The sequence below is a fragment of the Thermococcus sp. 9N3 genome (assembly GCF_012027685.1).
Taxonomy (GTDB): domain Archaea; phylum Methanobacteriota_B; class Thermococci; order Thermococcales; family Thermococcaceae; genus Thermococcus; species Thermococcus nautili.
Genome location: NZ_SNUV01000001.1, coordinates 215808 through 230451 on the forward strand (window position 1 = coordinate 215808; position 14644 = coordinate 230451).

At 54.9% G+C, this 14644-nt stretch carries 19 protein-coding genes; 6 read left to right on the plus strand and 13 right to left on the minus strand.

Features of this window, described 5'->3' with window-relative positions; all coding sequences use genetic code 11:
- Positions 1–5: 5 nt before the first annotated feature.
- Entirely contained in the window at positions 6–365 is a 360-nt protein-coding gene (locus E3E30_RS01185; protein ID WP_167728166.1) for a DUF5658 family protein, read from the minus strand.
- A gap of 123 nt (positions 366–488) precedes the next feature.
- Between E3E30_RS01185 and E3E30_RS01190 the strand changes: the two genes are divergently transcribed.
- The 3 genes from E3E30_RS01190 to E3E30_RS01200 are packed head-to-tail and all read left to right on the plus strand — an operon-like array spanning position 489 to position 1617.
- On the plus strand, positions 489–938 hold the full coding sequence (locus tag E3E30_RS01190; protein ID WP_167728167.1) for a hypothetical protein: 450 nt from the start codon (positions 489–491) through the stop codon (positions 936–938).
- A gap of 14 nt (positions 939–952) precedes the next feature.
- The gene (locus E3E30_RS01195) at positions 953–1174 is read left to right on the plus strand and encodes a hypothetical protein (RefSeq protein WP_167728168.1); all 222 of its coding nucleotides are present in this window, start codon (positions 953–955) and stop codon (positions 1172–1174) included.
- Entirely contained in the window at positions 1159–1617 is a 459-nt protein-coding gene (locus E3E30_RS01200; protein WP_167728169.1) for a PIN domain-containing protein, read from the plus strand. Before E3E30_RS01195 ends, E3E30_RS01200 begins: the two co-directional genes overlap by 16 nt.
- Here the strand turns inward: E3E30_RS01200 and E3E30_RS01205 are convergent.
- From E3E30_RS01205 to E3E30_RS01240, 8 genes are all read right to left on the minus strand, one after another.
- On the minus strand, positions 1614–2288 hold the full coding sequence (locus E3E30_RS01205; RefSeq protein ID WP_167728170.1) for a ScpA family protein: 675 nt from the start codon (positions 2286–2288) through the stop codon (positions 1614–1616). The two genes, E3E30_RS01200 and E3E30_RS01205, sit on opposite strands and share 4 nt — an antisense overlap.
- Before the next feature lie 2 nt (positions 2289–2290).
- Entirely contained in the window at positions 2291–2722 is a 432-nt protein-coding gene (locus E3E30_RS01210; RefSeq protein ID WP_167728171.1) for a nucleotidyltransferase domain-containing protein, read from the minus strand.
- Positions 2700–3113 (minus strand): HEPN domain-containing protein, encoded by a 414-nt coding sequence (locus E3E30_RS01215; RefSeq protein ID WP_167728172.1) that lies wholly within the window; start codon positions 3111–3113, stop codon positions 2700–2702. The genes E3E30_RS01210 and E3E30_RS01215 overlap by 23 nt, the downstream gene beginning before the upstream one ends.
- A gap of 2 nt (positions 3114–3115) precedes the next feature.
- Positions 3116–6682: a chromosome segregation protein SMC gene (gene smc, locus E3E30_RS01220; protein ID WP_167728173.1), complete on the minus strand. Its 3567-nt coding sequence runs from the start codon at positions 6680–6682 to the stop codon at positions 3116–3118.
- A 44-nt stretch (positions 6683–6726) separates the two neighbouring features.
- On the minus strand, positions 6727–7149 hold the full coding sequence (locus E3E30_RS01225) for a DUF835 domain-containing protein (RefSeq protein ID WP_042690509.1): 423 nt from the start codon (positions 7147–7149) through the stop codon (positions 6727–6729).
- A 158-nt stretch (positions 7150–7307) separates the two neighbouring features.
- The gene (gene mce / locus E3E30_RS01230) at positions 7308–7709 is read right to left on the minus strand and encodes a methylmalonyl-CoA epimerase (protein WP_167728174.1); all 402 of its coding nucleotides are present in this window, start codon (positions 7707–7709) and stop codon (positions 7308–7310) included.
- Positions 7710–7713: 4 nt separating this feature from the next.
- Positions 7714–8679 (minus strand): methylmalonyl Co-A mutase-associated GTPase MeaB, encoded by a 966-nt coding sequence (gene meaB, locus E3E30_RS01235; protein WP_042690505.1) that lies wholly within the window; start codon positions 8677–8679, stop codon positions 7714–7716.
- Positions 8680–8719: 40 nt separating this feature from the next.
- Positions 8720–9148 carry a cobalamin B12-binding domain-containing protein gene (locus tag E3E30_RS01240; RefSeq protein ID WP_167728848.1) on the minus strand — a complete coding sequence of 143 codons (429 nt, stop codon included), beginning with the start codon at positions 9146–9148 and terminating at the stop codon, positions 8720–8722.
- Between the two features lie 120 nt (positions 9149–9268).
- Here E3E30_RS01240 and E3E30_RS01245 point away from each other — a divergent pair, with 120 nt between their 5' ends.
- Both E3E30_RS01245 and E3E30_RS01250 read left to right on the plus strand, forming a co-directional pair.
- A complete protein-coding gene (locus E3E30_RS01245) occupies positions 9269–9916 on the plus strand; it encodes a PHP domain-containing protein (protein WP_167728175.1) in 648 nt (215 codons plus the stop codon).
- 176 nt (positions 9917–10092) lie between these two features.
- A complete protein-coding gene (locus E3E30_RS01250; protein WP_167728176.1) occupies positions 10093–11628 on the plus strand; it encodes a dihydropteroate synthase-like protein in 1536 nt (511 codons plus the stop codon).
- Here the strand turns inward: E3E30_RS01250 and E3E30_RS01255 are convergent.
- Both E3E30_RS01255 and E3E30_RS01260 read right to left on the minus strand, forming a co-directional pair.
- The gene (locus E3E30_RS01255) at positions 11622–11912 is read right to left on the minus strand and encodes a DUF3216 domain-containing protein (protein WP_167728177.1); all 291 of its coding nucleotides are present in this window, start codon (positions 11910–11912) and stop codon (positions 11622–11624) included. The genes E3E30_RS01250 and E3E30_RS01255 overlap by 7 nt on opposite strands.
- On the minus strand, positions 11909–12673 hold the full coding sequence (locus E3E30_RS01260; RefSeq protein ID WP_167728178.1) for a YchF/TatD family DNA exonuclease: 765 nt from the start codon (positions 12671–12673) through the stop codon (positions 11909–11911). The genes E3E30_RS01255 and E3E30_RS01260 overlap by 4 nt, the downstream gene beginning before the upstream one ends.
- A 69-nt stretch (positions 12674–12742) precedes the next feature.
- On the opposite strand from E3E30_RS01260, the gene E3E30_RS01265 reads away from it, so the two are divergent.
- Positions 12743–13708, plus strand: a complete 966-nt coding sequence (locus tag E3E30_RS01265; protein ID WP_167728849.1) for a DUF835 domain-containing protein — start codon at positions 12743–12745, stop codon at positions 13706–13708.
- Here E3E30_RS01265 and E3E30_RS01270 read toward each other — a convergent pair.
- Both E3E30_RS01270 and E3E30_RS01275 read right to left on the minus strand, forming a co-directional pair.
- Entirely contained in the window at positions 13697–13945 is a 249-nt protein-coding gene (locus E3E30_RS01270; RefSeq protein ID WP_042690486.1) for a DUF504 domain-containing protein, read from the minus strand. The two genes, E3E30_RS01265 and E3E30_RS01270, sit on opposite strands and share 12 nt — an antisense overlap.
- On the minus strand, positions 13942–14589 hold the full coding sequence (locus E3E30_RS01275; protein WP_084606348.1) for an MBL fold metallo-hydrolase: 648 nt from the start codon (positions 14587–14589) through the stop codon (positions 13942–13944). Before E3E30_RS01275 ends, E3E30_RS01270 begins: the two co-directional genes overlap by 4 nt.
- Positions 14590–14644: the final 55 nt, after the last annotated feature.

Consider the following 14644-nt stretch of genomic DNA (forward strand, 5'->3'; position numbering starts at 1 on the left):
TCGCATCATCCAATAAAAAGATTCTCCAACACCGCGCCCACGGTGGAATTGATGATTCCTGAAACGGGGACACCTGCAAGAAGAAGGATGTTGTTGACGGCAGGAATCGCCTTGAGGATTACCATCCCAATTGCCACGGCCCTGAACGCGGGGCTGAACTTCTCCAGCCGAAGTGAGACGACGATGACGCCGGCGCCAACAGCAGTGTACAGGCTATAACTCCCAAAGAATCCCAGCCCGCTGGATATCCTGCCTGCAAGAAGGGGGTTTGACTCTTCAAAGCCCATTTTAACCCCAAACCACGTTGTAAGTGCGTCAATTATCGCAAAGAGCACGAAAGTGATTACGTAAACTTTGCTCTGCATGATGTTCCCACTGATGACTTGGTTCGAATGCTTAAATACCTTTTTCAATGGTTCAAACCTGCATATGTATGTGCACGTGTAGGTGCAGGGAAGAATTTTCAAGGCTTCAGGGGATGAGCCAACATGCTCCTGACGAGGCACGCCGAGGAAAGGCTCGTGAAGAGGCTGGCAAAGAGGAGGAAGCTTGAGCGGGTCCACTCGGAACTCTGGGCGTTTCTCGACCGCTCGCGGAGGATTGACGTCAACGAGCGCGTTGTAATCTTCACCGACGGGAGAAAGAGCCTCGTCTGTGCCAGGCTCGACTGCGAGAGGCTTTCGCTGGAGGAGATTAAAGGGCGCGTTGAGGGCCTGAAAGGGACTTACAGGTGTGTCTTTCAGGATAAGAGGCTCGCGAGGGAAACGTCCCCGCTCAAGTTCCTTTCCGAAATTCCTGACGGCGTTTACTGCTTCTACATCAACAGGGAAAAGAGAAACCTTTACATCGGGAGCGAGGAGCCCTTACTCGCAATAACTCTGAGGCCGGCGAAAAGACGGGAGCGGGAAAAGGTTAATAGGGAATCGAGTGAAACTTAGTTGGGTGAAGGGGATTGAGTATCGGGAGCGATGCATCGTTTCGAAAGGTTGAGGTTCCAATTCCTCCGGAGTTCAAAACCTTGGCGCGAATCAGGGGCGTTCCTGAGGAGCGCTTAGTTAGGGCCGTCCAGCGGTTTCTCGTCCTCGAGGCGATATCCATGAATTCTGAACTCGAGCTCCAAGATGCAATGGAGCTTTCTCGGAAGGTGGGGAAGGGCGCATGGAAATCGCTGTAGTTGTGGACACCAACGTTGTCTTCGCTTCACTAATCCGTTCTGGAGGGGTTAACAGGTACGTCCTAACACTTTTTCCGGAGATGTTTCCGTTCTTTTACCCCGAAGTCGTTCGAAAAGAGATTGCCAATCACATTGAGGAACTTGCCGAAAAATCAAAACTAACTCCCGAGGAGCTTTCAATTGCCATGGAAGTCATTTTTGAACCCATGGTTCCAGTCTCTGCCTCCAAACTCAGTCAATACAAAGAAGTGGCGGAAGAATACGTGCACGATGTCGCCGATGCTCCGTTCGTAGCCTGTGCGCTGATGCTTAGTGAGGAATATGATACGGTAGTGATACTCACGTGGAACGTCTCAGACTATATTTCCGAGAAGCTTGCTGAAAGAGAAATTTGGGTCATGACCCCCGTGGAGTTTCTGAAGTGGGTAAAGGAAAGGGTCTAGCTCCCGCTCTTTGAGGTCTCAACCATTGGCACGACCAGTATCTCTCCAAAGGGCTCCTCCTGCACGAGGTCGACCTTGCCCATATTGGCTAAAAACAGCAGGTAGAGGAAGGTTCTCGCGATGACCTTGGGCGTGTTGTCGAAGACCAAATCCCAGAACTTTATGGGCTTCCTTGTTTCCTCGTAGAGCTTTCTGACTATCTCGTAGAGCCTGTTGACGTGCTTCTCAATGTCAACGCGGAAGTCATCAACTACGAAAACCTCTTCCTCAATCTCCTCGCGCTTCCTCTTCCTCGGCTTCCTCCGCTCGGCTTCTTCAAGCGCGTCCATCAGCGCCTCAAGGAGGTCATCAAAGGTGTAGTAGCGCTCCACCCTCCTGAGCGGAGGCGCTAAGGGCTCGACCTCAACGCGAATCCTTTCTTCCTTCTCTTCCTCCTCGCTCTCCTCTTCCTCGTAGAGCAGAGCTTCGCTCTTCATTCTGACGAGGATTGAAGCCGCCAAGATTGCCCTCGCCGAAACGCGGAGGTCGAGCTCCTTCATCTCCCTGAGCCTTTGAATGTACTTCTCGGTCAAATCAACGATGTCGATGTTCCACGGGTCAACGCGCCCCATCTGGACGAGCTGGAGCAGTATGTCAATCGGGGTGATTTCCTCTTCCCTTCTCGATTCCATCGTCAGCCCTCCACCCTAATCCAGCCCCTATCAAAGCGCCTGTATTTCCTCTTTGCGGACTGGAACGTCTTCATTAGTTCGCGGAGGTAGCTCTCGTCCGCATGAATTACTATCCCATCTTCCAGTGCGTCCATAATGAGCGGGTGTCCCTTTCTGAGCATCTTTAGAACCTCTGTTGGGGTGTACGCCTTCGGGTCGAGGGGTGCCCTCGTTCTGTCGAGGGAATAGAGGAGTTTGAGACGCTCGTTGGGGTTTTTAGGGAGGCTTTCAGCAACTATGAAGAGGTCAACATCGCTTCCAATTCCAAAAGTCCCCCGCGCAATTGAGCCGTGGAGAAGGATTAGCTTTGGGTTAAGTGCCCTAACGATGTCTTGAACGTACCGCTGGATTTCTGCCCAGTAGGGGATTCTCTCAGGATTTTTCAATCTTCTCATCGGCAAGCCTCCTGATGAACTCTATTATTTCCCTTGCGGAGTTTATTGCCTCTCTGGCGTCATTCTCGCCGTAGTACTCGTAGGGAGAGCCCTCAATATACGCATCTGGATACCTTGGCGGTATGTAATGTCTGTCAAGTAGCCTCGCCCTGTTGAACAGTTCGCTGGGAACGTCTATTTTCTGCGATAACACATCGAGGAGCTTTTTTATCGAGTGCCCATAGGCCATTATTCCCATTCCGTACAGGAGAGCCTTGACGGCGTATTCCCCAGCCTGTTGAGCCTTAAAGCATGCCCACGAGTAAAATCCCGCCCTCATATCGTTCTCTGCACTCTTAAGTGTGTACTCTGCCTGGTTCATCCATCTCTCATATTCTTCCATGTCAAACATCGTCAGCCCTCCAGACGGCCAAACATCTCCCTGTGCTCCTCGTCGCTTCTCCGCCTGATTTCTTCAAGGATTTTCCTGGCCTTCTCGAGGCTGAGCGAGACGACCTTTGAGACGCCGTTCCTCATCGTTACGCCAATAATCCTGTCCGCGTTGGCCATCATGACGTCGCGGTGGGTGATAACTATGAACTGGCTCTCCTGCGAGGCTTCCTTAATCAAATCCGCGACGCGCTTGACGTTGGCGTCGTCAAGGTGCGCGTCTATCTCGTCGAGGAGGTAGAACGGAGCTGGTTTGTAGCGCTGTATCGCGAAGACGAAGGCGAGCGCTATTATCGCCTTCTCGCCACCGCTCATCGCCTCAATCCTTTTCACGTCCTTGCCTGCCGGCTTCGCCTCAATCTCAAGGCCGCCCGCGAACGGGTCTTCCGGATTCTCAAGGATTAGTTTGGCCTCTCCCCCTGGAGAGAGCTTGGCGAAGAGCTCTGAGAAGTTCTTGGCTATGGCCTCGAGCGTCTGCAGGAACACCTGCTTCTTCTGACCCTCTATCTCCTCTATGAACTCCTCTATGCTCTCCTTCTCGGCCAGAACCTGCTCGCGCTTGCTCTTGAGCTCGAGGTAGCGACGCTCGACGACCTCGAAGTCCTCGATGGCCTTCATGTTGACCGGTTCGAGGGCGCGTATCTCCTCCTCCATGCGCTCAATCTCTTCCCTCAAGGCCTCAAGCTCCAGCGGGATTTCCTTTATCGACTTAATCAGCTTCGCGTCGAAGTGCTTGAGCTCAGCCCTCTTTTCCTTGAGCGTCGTCTCGGCCTGTGCGAGCTTTATCTTGAGGGTGTTGGCCTCTATCCTGAGCTCCTGGAGCTTCGAGCTCAGCTCGTCCTTCTCCTTCCTCAGCTCGGCTATCTCCTTCTTCAGCCTCTCGCGCCTCTCGCGGAGCTCCTTCAGTTCGTCCTTTACGTTCTCCTCGGCCTTCTTCAGCTCCTCGAGCTCGGCCTCGAACCTCTTTATCGCTTCTTCATTCTCCTTTATGTTGGCCTGGAGGGCGTTTATTCTGTTGATTAACCCTTCAATTTCCTCTTCGAGGTTGGCCTTCCTCGGGAGCAGTTCCTCGTTTATCCTGCTCTCGAGGCTCTCGAGCTTGCTCTCAACCCTGCTGAGCTCCTCTTTGAGCTTCGCAATCTGGCCTTCCACTTCCCTAATCCTCGCGTTTAATTCTCTCGCCTCTGGGTTGTCGAGGGCCTTCCTGAGCTTCTCCCTCTTCTTCTCGAGCCTCTCAATCCTTCCGCGGAGCTTCGCCATCTCGCCCTTTGCTTCTTCGATTTTCGCGGTGAGGGTCTCTATGAGCTTCTCGCTCTCCTCGATTTCATCTCTGAGCGATTTGTCCTCGGCCAAAAGCCTCTCAAGGTCGCGCTGGAGAACCTGCAAGTCCTTCGATAGCTCGCTCTTCCTCATGCGGAGCTCGAAGAGCGTGTTCTCGATGCCTTTCCTCTCGGCCTTCAGCGAGTTTACCTCCGCCTCAAGGGCCTCCCTCTCGCGCTCAAGCCTCTCCACCTTCGCCTTAATCTCGTCAACGTTGACCCCAAGCCTGCCCCTCGGCCTGTAATGACCGCCTGTTATTGCACCGCTCCTCTCGAGCAACTCACCGCCGAGGGTTACCATTCTGACCTTTCCTATCCCTACGCTCCTCGCCTCGTCCATGTCCTCAACGATGAGAGTATCTCCGAGGGCGTAAGCTACCGCGTTCCTGAAGCGCGGGTCGTAGCTCACGACGTCCATGGCGGGGATTCCTAAGGGGGGCTTTTCCCTCATCGAGCGGGGCTTTATCTTGTTGAGCGGGAGGAAGGTTAGTCTTCCGAGTTTCTTCTCCTTGAGGAGCTTTATTGCCTTCTCGGCTACCCTGTCGTCCTCAACGACAACGTTATCGTAGTTCCCTCCGAGGGCCACCTCAACCGCCAGGGCGTATCTTCCGTCCTTAACGGTTATCAGCTCGCCGAGCGTGCCGTACAAACCGGGAATGTTGCTCTTCTTAAGGAACTCCACGGCCCTGTTTCCGCGGACTTCCCTCTGCGCCTCGGCTTTTATGAGCTCCTCCTTGGCCTTTGCAAGCTCGGGCTCGAGCTTCCTGAGCTTCTTTGTCTTCTCCTCAAGCTCCTTCTCAAGCTTCCTGAGCCTCGCTTCCGCCTTTGAGAGCTTTCCTTCGACTTCCGAAAGCTCGGAGCGCTTCTCCTCAAGGCCCCTCTTGGTTTCCTCAATCCTCTCGCGGAGGGCGTTTCTCTTAAGGTTGGCCTGCGTTATCCTCGTTCTGGCCCTCTCGATTTCCTCGGTGAACTTCTCAATCTCGCTCTCCTTCATGTAGAGGCCTTTCTTAGCCTCCTCGAGCTCCTCGACGACCTTGTCAAACTCCTCCCTCGCAAGGGAATAGCGCCTGTCAATTTCGCCGAGCTTCACGACGAGCTCGTTCCTGCTTGCCTCGAGCGTCTTTATGTCGGCCAGGAGCTTCTCCCTCCTCTTCGACCAGCGCTTTATCGCGTTCCTGCTCTTCTCTATCTCCTCGCCAATTCTCTTGAGCTCGTCCTTTGCTTTGGTGAGCCGTCTCTGGCTCTCCTCGATTTCCCGGTTGGCGTTCTCAATGTTCCTCTTCGCCATCTCAATCTTCGACTTTACCTCGCTTATCCGCCTCGTAACCTCGAGTATTCCGTCCTCGCTCTTCTCCTCGAGTTCCCTCTCGACTTCGGCGAGCTCTTTTTCCTTCGCTACTATCTCCTTGGCGATTTCTTTCAGCTTGGCGTTGAGAGCGTTTACCTCGGCTTCTATCTCCCTGTCCCTCGTGCCCTCGTCCTCTATAAGCCGTTCAAGCTTCCTTATCTCGCCGAGGAGGAGCGTAACCTTGGCCCTCTCAACGCGCTCCTTCAGGTCGAGGTAGCGAAGGGCGTCGTTGCGCTCCTTCTCAAGCTTGTCGAGCTGGGCCTTAACTTCCCTTATGAGCAAATCAACGCGCGCGAGGTTTTCTTCGGCCTGCTTGAGCTCCTTCAGGGCCCTCTCCTTCTTGGCGTCGTACTCCGCTATGCCGGAGATGTCGTCTATGATGAGCCTCCTCTCGGTGGGGGACATCTTGATGAACTTCGTTATATCTCCCTGAAGGACGATGTTGTAGCCCTCTGGCGAAATCATCGCAGCGCTGAGAAGGTCTATTATCTCGCTTCTGCTTGTTCTCTTCCCGTTGAGCCAGTAGGTGCTCCTGCCGTCCTTGTAGACGCGCCTCCTGATTACAACCTCGTCCTCGTCAATCGGAAAGCCCCTGTCCTCGTTGTTGAAGTACATCGCAACTTCAGCGTACTTGGCTGGAGGTTCTCCCTTCGAGCCGGCAAAGATTAAGTCGCTTATCCTGCTGGCTCGCATCGCCTTGGCTGAGAGCCCGCCGAGAACGAAGAGAACGGCGTCACCGATGTTGCTCTTTCCAGAACCGTTGGCTCCAACGATTGCGGTGAAGCCCTTTGCGAGCGGAACGACGACCTTTTTGTTACCGTAGGATTTGAAGCCCTTCATTTCTATCTTCTCAATGTAAGGCATAGCTCACACCTAAGTGGAGAAGAGGAACGGGTGATATATAAACCTCACTCAACGATTCTCTTCAGCATCGCGAGAACCCGCTCATCAACACCGTCGCTGACGGTTACGTAGAAGTTTGAGTTGGAAAGAAGGGTCATATCCCTAAGCTTTCCTACGAAGCGGAGGGTTCTCTCAAGTCCGTTTTCGAGCAGGAGGTATTCAAAGGCGTCGAGGATTACGTTCCTGGCACCTTTGGAAAGGGAGTCCCAGACCCTCTGCTCGATGACGTAGAGGTTTGTGGGTTCAACCGCTTGAGGATGCCTGACCCGGGTGACCCAGATGTGCACAACGTCCGAATCTGGAACCTCGCCCGGCATTTTCCTAGTTATCAGAACTTTCCTGTCTGGGAGGGCTCTCAGCACTGTTGGAAGAACCCTGTAATCCAAAACCTTCTGGGGCCCTCCGCGAATTTTCCCCTTCAGGAACATAGGACATCACTTCTCAATGAACGATGGAACACATTGGAACGGCTGTGTTGATTCATTGGCACTTATGACAGTTTCCTTATAAATTTTACTGATGCAACAAATAAGCTTTGAGTTTTAGGGAAAAGGAAAAAAAGGTGCAATCGTCGCTTTTTGGAAGTTCACTCTTTCCTCTCGCAGAGTTCGAGAAGCACACCGGTTACGGCCTTCGGGTGGACGAAGGCTATCTTCGCTCCGCCGGCTCCAATCCTCGGCTCCTCATCTATAAGCCTGTAGCCCTTCTCCTTGAGCTCCTTTAGGTGCTCCTCGATGTCCGTAACGCCGAGGGCGATGTGGTGTATTCCCTCACCGCGCTTGGCTATGAACTTCGCTATCGGCGAGTCCTCGGCCGTTGGCTCGAGGAGCTCAATCCTGCTCTCGCCGATGTGGATTATCGCGGTTCTAACCTTCTGGTCAGGCACTTCCTCGATTTCCTCAACTTTCAGGCCAAGGCCCTCCCAGACCTTTATGGCCTCCTCCAGGTTCTTAACGGCTATACCAACGTGGTCTATCTTCTTGAACATGCAATCACCTCCAGAGGTCCTCCTTAAGCTTCTCCATCACGATTTGAGAGGCCGAATAGGGGTCGAGCTTCCTCTCAACGACCTCCTCGATGAGCTCTTTCGCCTCTCCCTTCGCAAGCCTCTCCTCCACCTTGCTCGCTATCGTTGAGGCGATAATCGTCTTCACTTCCTCCCTCGCGCGGAAGGCCCTCCTCTCCCTCAACCTTCCGCTCTCCTCCATGTGCTTCCTGTGCCTCTTTATCGCCTCCCAGAGGGGCCTGACGCCCTTGAGGGTGAAAGCTGTGGTCTCGACTATCGGGGGCTCCCAGCCGATTTGCCTCCACTTGTCCCTCTCGAACTCAAGGGCCATCTTGAGCTCGAGGTACACCATCTCCGTTCCTTCCCTGTCGGCCTTGTTGATGGCGAATATGTCTGCAACCTCCATTAAACCGGCCTTGATGGCCTGAACCTCGTCGCCGAGGCCCGGAACGGTTACGAGAACGACGGTATCTGCAGTTTTGACGATGTCAACCTCAATCTGCCCGACTCCAACGGTCTCGACGAATATCAGGTCGTAGCCTGAAGCGTCCAGAACCTTAACCGCGTCGTTGGTAGCTTTCGCCAGACCGCCGAGGGAACCGCGCGTTGCCATGCTCCTGATGAAGACGCCTGGGTCGGTCGAGTGCCTCTGCATCCTCAGCCTGTCGCCGAGCAGTGCACCCCCCGTGAATGGCGACGTCGGGTCTATCGCTATGACCCCAACCTTGTGTCCCTCGTCCCTGGCGAGCTTGATGAGCTTGTCGAGAAGGGTTGACTTTCCAGAACCGGGCGGACCTGTTATGCCGACGACGTAGGCCTTTCCCGTGTGGGGATAAATCCTTCGTATTATCTCCCTTGCCTTTTCCTCGTCGTTTTCAACGAGGGTTATCAGCCTTGCTATGGCCTTTTTATCGCCTGATAGTGCCGACTGAATGAGGGACTCGAGCGTCATTTTCATCACTGGAGAAATTATCCAGAGGGAGAATATAAAGTTAAGCCTTGAAGCGCTTGAGGTTCTCGACGGCCCTGTCAACGAACTCTATCACCGTTCTCAGGGGCGTTCCCGGGCCAAAGACCTCCGCGACGCCCATCTTCTTCAGCTCCTCCGCGTCGTCGGGCGGGATTATTCCGCCGGCGAAGATTACGATGTCCTCGTTCGGCTTTATGCCCCTCTCCTCAAGGAGCCTGATAATCTTCGGAATCAGGACCATATGCGCGCCGGAGAGGATGCTTATCCCAAGGACGGCGGCATCTTCCTGAATGACCGTCTCGACTATCTGCTCCGGTGTCTGTCTGATTCCCGTGTAGATGACCTCGTATCCTGCCTCCTTCAGGGCCCTCGCAACAACCTTGGCTCCCCTGTCGTGACCGTCAAGACCGGGCTTCGCTATGACGACGCGAACCTTTGAGCGCTCGACCATTGACACCACCGGGTAGGGTTTCTTTCTTGTCGTATTTAAAGGTTGTCAAAACTCAAGGTTTAGCTTTACGTTGGATTTTTTGTCCATAAGCTTTTTTAAAGCCTCAGAATAGCCCTGAACATGATTCACGATTCGCACACCCACACGCTCCACTCTGACGGCCTCGGGGAGGTCTTCGAGAACATCGCGGAGGCCGAGCGGAAGGGCCTTTCGCTCGTTGCGATAACGGACCACAGCCACTACCTCCTGCGGGGTAACTTCAACGCTTACCTGAGCGAGATAAGGCGCTGGGGCGAGGATAGCGAGATAACGGTTCTGGCCGGAATCGAGGGCAACATAACTCCCAACGGCGTTGACGTGCCGGACTGGATGGCAGAGAAGCTCGATTTCGTGATAGCGAGCGTTCACGAGTGGGTTGATAGACCAGAGCAGTACGTCGAGCTCGTCAGGATTGCCCTTCTCGACGAGAACGTCGATGTAATAGGTCACTTCGGGGCGAGCTTTCCCTACATTGGCTACCCCTCATGGGAGGACCTCCTTGAACTCATCGCGCTTGCCGAGGAAAGGGGAAAGGCCTTTGAGATAAGCTCCCGCTATCACGTTCCGGATTTGGAGTTCGTGAGGGAGTGTATAAGGAGGGGTGTTAAGCTGACCTTCGCCAGCGACGCCCACAGGCCGGAGAAGGTTGGAAACGTCGGCTGGAGCGTGGCGGTCTTCCGAAAAGCCGGCGGAAAGCTTGAGGATTTGCTCTTTGCCCCCTACCTGTGATTCCGGCCGATGAGGAGAGCCCAGCGGACCGATTGGTGAGGGTGCGGGGGAGGATTCCGAGGCTTTATATACTCCCTTCCTTACCTCCTCTGCCCGATGACGAGCTACTCCCGGCTGAGCGGTGATGAGCCACCTACCGGCCGAGGGCTTTTAAGGCCAATCCTGAAGTTTCAATCATGAGAATCCTCCTCGTCACAGGTAAACTCGCCGAACCGCTCGTGAGGAAGTACGGGAAAGGCTGCGACGTCCTCGTCACGCCGGTCAGCGTCGCGGCTTTCTTAACTCCCGAGCTGATAGTCCGCTACCTGAAGAGGGCCGGCGTGAGAAGCGAGGACTACGACTTAATTCTGATTCCCGGTCTCGTCAGGGGTTCCGCTCAGCCCATCGAGGATGAAATAGGGATTCCAACCTTTAAAGGGCCGAGGAACGCGATGGACCTTCCCGCGGTGCTGAGGGCATTGGAGAGGGGTTTCAGGCTGAGCAAGGAGAAGCCGGCGGACGAGCTCTTCTCCCTCGACGGCATAAAGAAGGTCAAGGACATCAGGAACAAGACTAAGGACAGGCGCTACATCGAGAGAGCTCTTAAGAAGCCCTGGAATGTCCTCATCGGCAACCTGCCGGTTGGAAGGGACTTCCCGACGAGGGTTCTCGGCGAGGTCGTTGACGCCCCGAGACTCGGCGTAGATGGGACGGTTGAGAAGGCCCTCTACTACCTCCGCGAGGGGGCAGATATAATCGACATCGGGATGGTTGCTGGAGAAACGAACCTCGATTTCATTGAGCTGATTCCCGAAATCCGCGAGAGGCTCAAAGAGAGATGCTTCGACGTTCCGATTAGCTTCGACTCCCTCAACACCGCTGAAATCGAGAAAGCTTTGAGCTACGCAGACCTCTTCCTGAGCGTCGACGAGGGCAACCTTGAGGCGCTCGTCACTGAAAAACCGGTCGTTCTAATCCCGACGAACCAGAGGGAAGGCTTCTTCCCCCCCAGGCCCTCGGAGAGAGTTGAGTTCCTTGAGAGGCTCAAGGAGAAAGCTCTGGATTTGGGCTACAAGACCCTAATCCCGGATTTAATCCTCGAGCAGGTTCCCCACTTAGCGCGCTCAATTACGGCCTTCCAGCTCTACCGCGAGAGGAACCCGGACGACGTTCTTCTCGCTGGAGTCGGCAACGTGGTTGAGCTCTACGACGCCGACAGCGTGGGAATGAACGCCCTATTGGCAGGAATCGCGAAGGAGCTTTCGATAAGCCTTCTCCTCACGACGGAAACGAGCGCAAAGGCTAAAGGCTCCGTCAGGGAGCTGAGAAGGGCAGTAGACATGAACCTCTTTGAAACCCCAAAGGATTTGGGCTTCGACCTGCTTATCCTGAAGGAGAAGAGAACCAAGGAGTGGCGCTTCGAGCCGGCTCGGGAGGTCGTTGAGGCGAGGGAAAGGCCCGTCCAGCTCGAGCCCGTCTACTTCCGCGTCTGGGTTGAAGGCGGGAGACTCTGGGTGAACGCCCACAGGGGGACGGAGGCCGTTCTAACGGTCGTCGGCGACGAGCCGAACGCGATAATCGACACGATTCTTGAGCGCTTCGAGATAAACCCGAGGCACGCCTTCTACCTCGGCCGGGAGCTGGAGAGGGCCTACACGGCCTTAAAATTGAGGAGGAGCTACGTCCAGGAGGTTGAGCTGTTCCCGGAGTTTTATTCTCGTGGTTCTCACTGAAGGTTTTGCATCGCCGGCTTCCTGAAGAGCTCGTCGAGCTCCGCCCGCTTGGCTCTGATTTCCTCGTATAAGTCCGCAACCTCACCTTTCCCCGGGTACTTCATCTTCAGTGTCATCAGGAGTCCCTCCAGGAAGCTCAGAATCGAGAGCTTTATGTAGTCCTCGCCCTTCTTGGTCTCAAGACCCTCGTTTAAAGCGATGAATGAGTCCAGCCTCGCGATTAATGTCTCTTCACCAAGCTCCTCCAAAAGCGCCCGAACCTTTTCGGCCTCTTCGACCTTCATGCTTTCACCTCCAGAGCAAAGAACTCGACGGCCTTTTTCTCTGTTTCCCTCTCGACCTCTTCAAACTCCAGCCCTTGGAGCTTGGCTATCCACTCAACCGCAACGCGAACGTTGCACGGGACGTTGCGCTGTCCCTTGAAGGGGCTCATGTATGGACTGTCCGTCTCGGCTAAAAGGTAATCCACATCGATGGCTTCAGCAACCGCCTTAACTTCCGGAATGAAGACTATCCCTGTGTTTATCCCTATGACGTGGCCGTTCTCGACTATCTCTTTAGCAAGCTCGACGCTCCCGGCGTAGGAGTGGAAGTAGGCCTTAACGCCAGCTTTCTGAACCAGCTCGTAGGCTTCTCTCTCGGCCTCGCGAGCGTGTATCACGACCGGAAGGTCGAGCTCAACGGCCAGCTCAAGGAAGTGCCTGAAGATTTCGCGCTGGTTCTCCCTCTGCCTCTCGTTCTCGGCGTAGTGGTAGTCGAGGCCTATCTCCCCGATGGCGACTATCTCTTTCGAGTGCTCCCTGATGAAGTCCTCGACCTTTTTCACCTTCTCCCAGTTGCCCCTGCGCGCTTCGTTCGGGTGGTAGCCGAGGGTCGGAAAGATGAAGCCGAAGTATGGCCTGAGCAGTTCCCAGCTCTTCCAGACGTGGGCCTTCCGGTACTCGGTTATCGAGTCTACCACCGCCCTGAGCTCTTTCCGGCACTCTTCGATAACCTTTGGAGCGTCCTTTTTGTAGAACTCGAAGTGGGCGTGTGCGTCAATCATGCTCCCTCGTTAAGCCGGGAACAGAAAAGCTTTTCCCCTGGTGTGTCCAAGTAACTTTGGGCGTTGGTCATGGAGCGGGACCCGAGTGAGGTAATGAAGGAAATCGTGAATCGTCTGAAAAATCTTTCAGCCAAGGAGTTGCTGAGCTACGCAATTTTCAACGAGAGGGATGAGGTTGAGTACTACGCCGAACTCGCTAAGAGGGCCAAGCGCAGGAGCGTGAATGTCCTCTTCAGGAAAATGAGCGAGGAGAGCAAAGTTCATGAGAACATGCTTCGCGAGCTCTTCAAAAAGCTCTTCCCCGGTGAGGAGCCCGTGAAGGTGGACGCCCCTCCGGTGGAGGTCTACCCGTTCTACCCAGAGTTCGAGAGCGCCGAGGATTACGTCTCCGCCCTGCGCTACTGTATGGAGAGCGAGCTCTTCGCAAAGCAGACCTACGAGCTCCTTGCGAGCGTTGCCCGGGACGAGGAGGTCAGGAAGCTCGCCCTCGACCTCGCGGCGATGGAGCAGGGGCATTACGAGGAGATAAAGCGGGTCTACGACCTTATGGAGGCCTTTGAGCGGAGGCACAGTTCTCCCTGGGAGCTCGACTCCGGGGCTTACCTGCTCACGGACGACGTCAAGGCGAGGTACTTCCTCCTCGACTTTCTCGACGAGCCGAAGGAGCTCCTTGCCCTCGTCCGCGAGAATCCCCACAGGTTCAGGGAGTTCATAGAGGGCTCCGGCAGGGTGTTCTGGATTACAAAGACGGACGTGGAGGGTGCCGTTCCCCCAGAACTCCTGCCCGATATGAGGAACGAGCTGTCCCGCTTCTTCAGGGAATGCTCGTCGCGGGAACGGCGCGGCGTCGTGTTCCTCCAGAACCTCGGCTACCTCGTTAGCCAGCTCGGCTTCAAGGACACCCTTGACTTCGTTCTCTACGTCAAGGACCTCGCAATCATCAACGACGGCTACCTCATAGTGACGGCGATTCCAGAGGCTTTCGAAAAGAAGGAGTGGGCGATTCTCACGTCGGAGCTCGAGCTAATCTCTTGAGCGCCTCTCCCACACCACTTTCCCGTCTTTCCGGACAACCCGGATTATCCTGTGGTATGGAATCTGCGTCTCGCCGATGAAGAAGTAGCCGTGGCCCAGCTCAATCATCTCAACCGGGATTCTCTTCTCGTTTCCATACGCTCCCCGATGCTCGATGACGATGTAGTAGTTCCTCTCGTCCTCCCTCGGGTCGTGCTTAATCTTTGCCAGAACCTCCTTCAGGGAACCCTTCCTCATAGGAACCTCCTCACGGTTTCTATGTTCCCGCGCCAGTCCTTTATCACCCACCCGTGCCCGGGCAGGCCGAAGTCGACTTCAAGCTCTGCCAGCCTCTCGATGCTTCTCTTCAGCTCTTCCCTGTTTCCGGTTGGCAAATCCGTCCTCCCGACGGTTCCATTGAATATCGTGTCGCCGGTGAAGATTAGCTTAACTTCGCCGTCGAGGTAGAGGCAGGAGCTTCCCGCTGTGTGGCCCGGCGTGTGGAGCAGGAGCAGTTTTCTCTTGCCAACCCTAAGGTAGTCGCCATCATCGAGCTTGATGTCAACATCATGCCCCGGAAACCTCTTCCCGTAGGCGTAGTCGAGGATTATCCTTTCATCAGCGCGCTCAAGGGCTTCTGCTGTTTTCCTGTGCGAAGCGAAGAGAACCTCGACGCCGAGCCTCTCGAAGAGCTCCTTCATTGCAAGGTTTCCGCCGACGTGGTCGAAGTGCTCGTGCGTGTTGAATATCACGACCTTCCTTAGGCCGTTGAGGTAGCCCTCACCGAGCCACAGGGAGAAATAGCGGTCGACGTTCTCGCCCGTGCCCGTGTCGATGATGAGGGCTTCCTTTCCGGAGCGGAAGAGGTAGACGTTGGAGTCCCAGTTAAGGCCCTTCAGCATCACCGTGTTGGGCGGAATCTCGATTGGGAACAGGTCCGGATAGATTACCTCAAGG